The sequence below is a fragment of the Lentzea sp. NPDC006480 genome, from assembly GCF_040611995.1.
Taxonomy (GTDB): domain Bacteria; phylum Actinomycetota; class Actinomycetes; order Mycobacteriales; family Pseudonocardiaceae; genus Lentzea.
Map to the genome: position 1 here is coordinate 1 of NZ_JBEXPJ010000296.1, position 5,130 is coordinate 5,130.

A 5,130-nucleotide genomic window follows, 5' to 3' on the forward strand; every position below is an offset into this window, starting at 1 on the left:
ACCTCAGAAAGGTACGTAGGGGCCCCGCGTGAGTAAAAAATCACCCGTTAGAGGGTGCGGGTGACCTTGTTCAGGCCTCGCGGGCTGTCCGGGTCGCCGCCACGAGCCAGTGACAGGCCGTGGGCCAGGCGTTGGACCGGGAGGATCTCCAGGATTGGCGCTACTTCCTCGGCCGTCTCCGGGATCGCGATGGACAACGCGGACGGGACCTTCTCGGAGGCTGAGCCGACGGCCACCAAGTCTGCGCCGCGCTCGTTCACCACGGTCAGGGCGTCCAGCAGTGAGTCGCCGCCCTTGCCCAGCGAGGTGATCGCCAGAACGGCGGTCTCGCCGTCGACCGCGGCTACCGGGCCGTGGAGGAGATCGGCGCCGCTGTAGGCGCGCGCTGCGAGATATGAGGTCTCGGCGAGCTTCAGCGAGGCTTCCAGGGCGGTGGCGTAGGAGTAGCCACGGCCCGTGGTGAGGACGCGGTCCACGAAGCGATACCGGCGGACGGCCTCTTCGACCGTCGGGGTGGACTGGTCCAGCGTCACCTGAGCCAGATCACCCAGCGCTGCGGCGGCTTCGCCGTTGCCGCCTCGGACCGCGTCGATCAGCAGGTACAGGGCCAGCAAAGTCGCCGAGTAGGTCTTGGTCGCCGCCACGGCGTGTTCGACGCCTGCGGATACGTCCACCGAGAGTTCGGCGGCCGCGTTCAGAGGCGAGGAGGCGGTGTTGGTCACTGCTACGGTCAAGGCGCCTCGGCGGCGGTAGGAGGCGGTGACCTCCAGCAGGTCCGGGGAGCCGCCGGACTGCGAGACGGTGATCAGCAGGACGTCGCGGAGGTCGGGCTCGGCGCCGTACAAAGTCGTCGTGGAGGCGGAGACCAGGCCTGCCGGCAGTTCCAGGAGGATCTCGGTGAGGTACTTGGTGTAGATCGCGGCGTGGTCGCTCGAGCCGCGGGCGGCGAAGAGGACGAAGCGCGGAGCGCGTTCCCGGATCACCTGGGCGACCGCCGCGATGTCGGCACGGTTCGCGTACAAGGAAGAGAAGATCGACGGCTGGGCCGCGATCTCCGCCGCCATGTGCTGGCCTGGCTGGGGCGTGGTCATGTGGTGCCTTTCAGGATCAGCTCGGCCGCGGCTCGGAGGCTCACCCGAGAACCGCCATGGGTGTCGATGCGGGCGACGCTGCCCAGGTCTGGACCAGGCACGCCGGTTTCGACGTGCACGACGTCCAGATCCAGATTAGTTAAGTTTGTTACCAGTTGTCGAGCGCTCGTGTGGCGGTGGGCGTCTCGGGTCACGACGACAATCGTGCGACTGCCTGCGGTTTTCGCAACTTCGTCCGCCGAGATGTCGCGGGCGGCGATCACCTCGGTGTCCGGGAGCACTTCACGCAGGTACGGGCCCAGGCCCCACGGGACGTCGCCGACCGCGATCGACGGGTCCACGACCAGGTCGACTACTACCGGGTCGGTACCGACACTAACCCGGCCGCGTGCCTGAACCGCACGTCGAGCAGCCGTGAGACCGATCTCAGCGTCGTGAGCGTCCACCGATGACGGAGGTAGGCCCAGGGCGAGGGAGCGGGCTGCGGCTTGGGTCAGGCGTTCTTCGGAGAGCTCGCCGGACTTCACGGCGGCGACGATCGAGTCGATCAGCCACTGCAGGTCGGCGTCGTCCAGCGCCATGCCGCCCAGGCACATCGCGTCGACTCCGGCGGCGAGGGCGCGCACGGCGCCTTGGGCCAGGTCTCCGCCCACCGCCTTCATGTCGAGGCCGTCGGTGATCACGGCGCCGGTGAAGCCCAGTTCGTTGCGGAGCAGGTCGATCGCGTGCTTGTTGAGCGTGACGGGAGCGCTGCCCCACTCCGGGACGACGAGGTGGCCGGTCATGATCGAGCGGACGCCCGCGTTCACGGCCGCCTGGAACGGGATGAGCTCCACGGCGCGGAGTTGTTCTTCCGTGCGGGGAAGAACGGGGAGCTGCTCGTGAGAGTCCTCAGTGGACGCTCCGTGACCCGGGAAGTGCTTGGCGCAGGCCGCGACGCCGACGGCCTGGAGGCCCTCGACCCACGCGGCGACGTGCCTTGCGGCCAGGATCGGGTCCGAGCCGAACGCGCGGACGCCGATGATCGGGTCGTCCAGCGTCAGCACCAGGTCGGCGGACGGCGCGAGGTTCAGCGAGATCCCGCACTTGGCGAGGCGGGAGCCGATGGACGCGGCGACCGAGCGGGTCAGGTCGAGGTCGTCCGCCGCGCCCAGGGCGTGGTTGCCGGGGACCTCCGAGCCGCGGCCCGCGTCGAGACGCGTGACGTCGCCGCCCTCCTCGTCGATGCCGATCACCACGTCCGGGCGCACCGAGCGGAGCTCGCCGCACAGCGCGGTCACCTGAGCGTCGTCGACGACGTTGCGGCCGAAGAGAACCACACCGCCGAGTCCGTCAGCGACCCGCCGCAGCAACCAGTCGGGGGCGGTCGTTCCGTGAAATCCGGGCAGCAGAACGGCAGCGGCCAACTGATCCACGTGTCATCCCTTCACAGCACCGGCGGTGACACCGGCGACCATCTTGCGCTGGACGATGAGGAAGAAAACGAGTGCGGGCACGGTGAAGAGCACGGAGGCGGCCATCGCGCCACCCCAGTCGGTGCCGAACGCCGTCTGGAAACCGGACAGCCACACGGGGAGGGTTTCCCTGTCCTGGCTGCGGATCAGCACCTTGGCGAACAGGAACTCGTTCCACGCCGTGATGAACGCGAACACCGAGGTGGCGACGAGACCCGGGCCCAGCAAAGGCAGAGTCACCTTCTGGAACGCGCCCCAGCGGCCGCAGCCGTCGACCATCGCGGCTTCTTCGAGCTCGATCGGGATGCCGTTCACGAAGCCGCGCAACGTCCACGCGCAGAACGGCAGCGTCACGGCGAAGTACACGAGCACCAAGGAAGTCAGGTGTTCGTAGAGCTGGAGATCCCGCATCATCAGGAACATCGGGATCAGCAACGCCTCGAACGGCGCCATCTGCGCGACGAGCATCAGCAGCACGAACGACTTGCGGCCGCGGAAGGAGAAGCGCGACATGGCGACCGCTGCCGTGATGCCGACGATGATCGAGGCCAGCACCGCGGTGAGCGTCACCATGAGGCTGTTGCCCAGCGAGGACAGGAAGCCCGGCTTCGACCACGCGGTCACGAAGTTCGACATCGTCACGGAGAGCGGGACGAGGTCGTAGTCCGACGTGATCGTCGAGCCCTTGGGCTTCAACGCGGACGTGATCATCCAGTACGTCGGGAAGAGGAAGAACAGCGCGAGCACGAGGCCCGCGACGTTCGCGGCAGACTTCTTGAGCATCAGATCTTGCCCTCCTCGGTCTGCAGCAGCCTGCGCAGGTACTGGAACGTGATCAGGCCGAGGATGATCATCATCAGCACACTGATCGCGGCCGCGACGCCGAAGTGGCTCTTCGCGATGCCTTCCAGGTACTGCAGCACGGCGAGCGTCGTGCTCTCACCGCTCGGGCCGCCCTCCTTGAAGACCCAGATCTGGGCGAAGACCTTGAAGTCCCACAGGGTCGACAGGAACGTCACCATCATCAGCAGCGACTTGATCTCCGGCCACGTCACCGCGCGGAACGTCTGCCAGCCGGTCGCGCCGTCGATGCCCGCCGCCTCGTAGAGGTCGCGCGGAACGCCGAGAACACCGGCGTAGAGCGAGAACGCCAGGAACGGGATCGCCTGCCACACGATGAGCAGGCCGACCACGGCCAGCGTCGAGGCGCCGGAACCGAACCACGAGTGCCCGTTGAACTGCTCGAAACCGAGCTGCACCAGCGTTTTGTTCAGGATTCCGTAGTTCTGGTCGAACATCCAGATGTACACGGTCGCGGACGCGAGGATCGGCATCGCCCACGCGCACAGCATCGTGACCTGGAGCGCGACCCGGACCCACCCGGAGAGCTTGCGCATCAGCAACGCGATCAGCAGGCCCGAGCCCACTGACACGCCCACGACGGCGACGGTGAACACGACGGTCCGCAACGAGACGGTCCAGAAGCGCTCGTCCTGCAGGACTGTCGCGTAGTTGTCGAGGCCGGTCCACACGATCTGGCCGCGCACCAGCTCGCCGAGGTTGAGCCGGCGGAAACTCGTCACGAAGACGGAGACGACCGGGAACCCGATCAGCCAGAGGATCGCGATGAGCGCCGGAGCGATCAGCAGGTAGGGCAGCGCCCGGTCGAAGGCGCCGCCCCGGCGGCGGCGCTTGCGCGCCCCACCCGTCACGGCAGGCGGCAGCGCCGGCGGGATGTCCCCGGCCGGCGCTGCCGTTTCGGTCGTCTTGACGGCCGTCATCTCAGCTGGGCTAGCCCATGGCCTTGGTGACGGCGTCGCTCGCGTCCTTCGTCGCCTGGTCCAGCGTCTTCGCGCCGGACAGGTACGCGGTCAGCGCGTCCTTCAGCGGGTTCTGGCCCGCCTCGACGGCCGCCCACTTCGGCGTGGTCGGGGTGACCTTGCCGTTCGGGGCGGAGTCCGCCATGGCCTTGCCGACCGGGGTGGAGCCGAGCTTCGAGGTGTCCTTCGAGGTACCGGGAACCGCGCCGCCCTCGGCGAGCATGTCCTGGTACTTCTTGGACGACAGCAGCGCCAGGTACTTCTTGGCGGCGTCGGCGTTCTTGCTGCCGGCCGGGATCGCCAGGTTCGAGCCGCCCAGGAACACCGGCGCGGACGAGCCGGCCTTCTTGGACGGGATCGGGAACGCGGACACCTTGTCCTTCAGGTCGGCCTTGGCCTTGACGGCACCGGCGAGCTCCCACGGGAGGCCGATCATCATGCCGACGTTGCCCGTGCCGAAGACCTCCATCTGCTGGGGCTTCGCCTCGTCGATGTCAGCCGGGGCCTTCTTGGTGGCCGACGCGTCGTAGAGCGCCTTGTAGGCCTCGAAGCCCGCCTTGGCCTGCGGGGTGTCGAGCGTGCCGGTCCACTTGCCGCCGTCCTGCTTGGCGATGTCGCCGCCCTCGTCCCAGATCAGCGACAGCAGGAAGTACCAGGACTGACCAGGCAGGTACAGCGCCTGGAAGTCCGGGTTGGACGCGTTCGCGGCCTTGAGCTTGGTGATCGCGTCGATCCACTCGGCACGCGACGTCGGCGGCTTCGCCA

General features: G+C 67.9%; 5 protein-coding genes. All 5 read right to left on the reverse strand.

All coding sequences use genetic code 11. The annotated features are described in order from the left end of the window. Positions 1–47: 47 nt before the first annotated feature. Complete coding sequence (locus ABZX92_RS45005) at positions 48–1,091, reverse strand: SIS domain-containing protein (RefSeq protein ID WP_355572190.1); 1,044 nt, start codon at positions 1,089–1,091, stop codon at positions 48–50. Beyond that, positions 1,088–2,506, reverse strand: coding sequence for a glycoside hydrolase family 3 N-terminal domain-containing protein (locus ABZX92_RS45010; RefSeq protein ID WP_355572192.1), 1,419 nt, complete (start codon positions 2,504–2,506; stop codon positions 1,088–1,090). Before ABZX92_RS45010 ends, ABZX92_RS45005 begins: the two co-directional genes overlap by 4 nt. Before the next feature lie 3 nt (positions 2,507–2,509). Next, positions 2,510–3,328, reverse strand: a complete 819-nt coding sequence (locus ABZX92_RS45015) for a carbohydrate ABC transporter permease (RefSeq protein ID WP_355572194.1) — start codon at positions 3,326–3,328, stop codon at positions 2,510–2,512. Further along, positions 3,328–4,326, reverse strand: a complete 999-nt coding sequence (locus tag ABZX92_RS45020; protein WP_355572196.1) for a sugar ABC transporter permease — start codon at positions 4,324–4,326, stop codon at positions 3,328–3,330. Before ABZX92_RS45020 ends, ABZX92_RS45015 begins: the two co-directional genes overlap by 1 nt. 10 nt (positions 4,327–4,336) lie before the next feature. After that, positions 4,337–5,130: extracellular solute-binding protein (locus tag ABZX92_RS45025; protein ID WP_355572198.1), on the reverse strand; the 794-nt coding region annotated here is incomplete at its 5' end.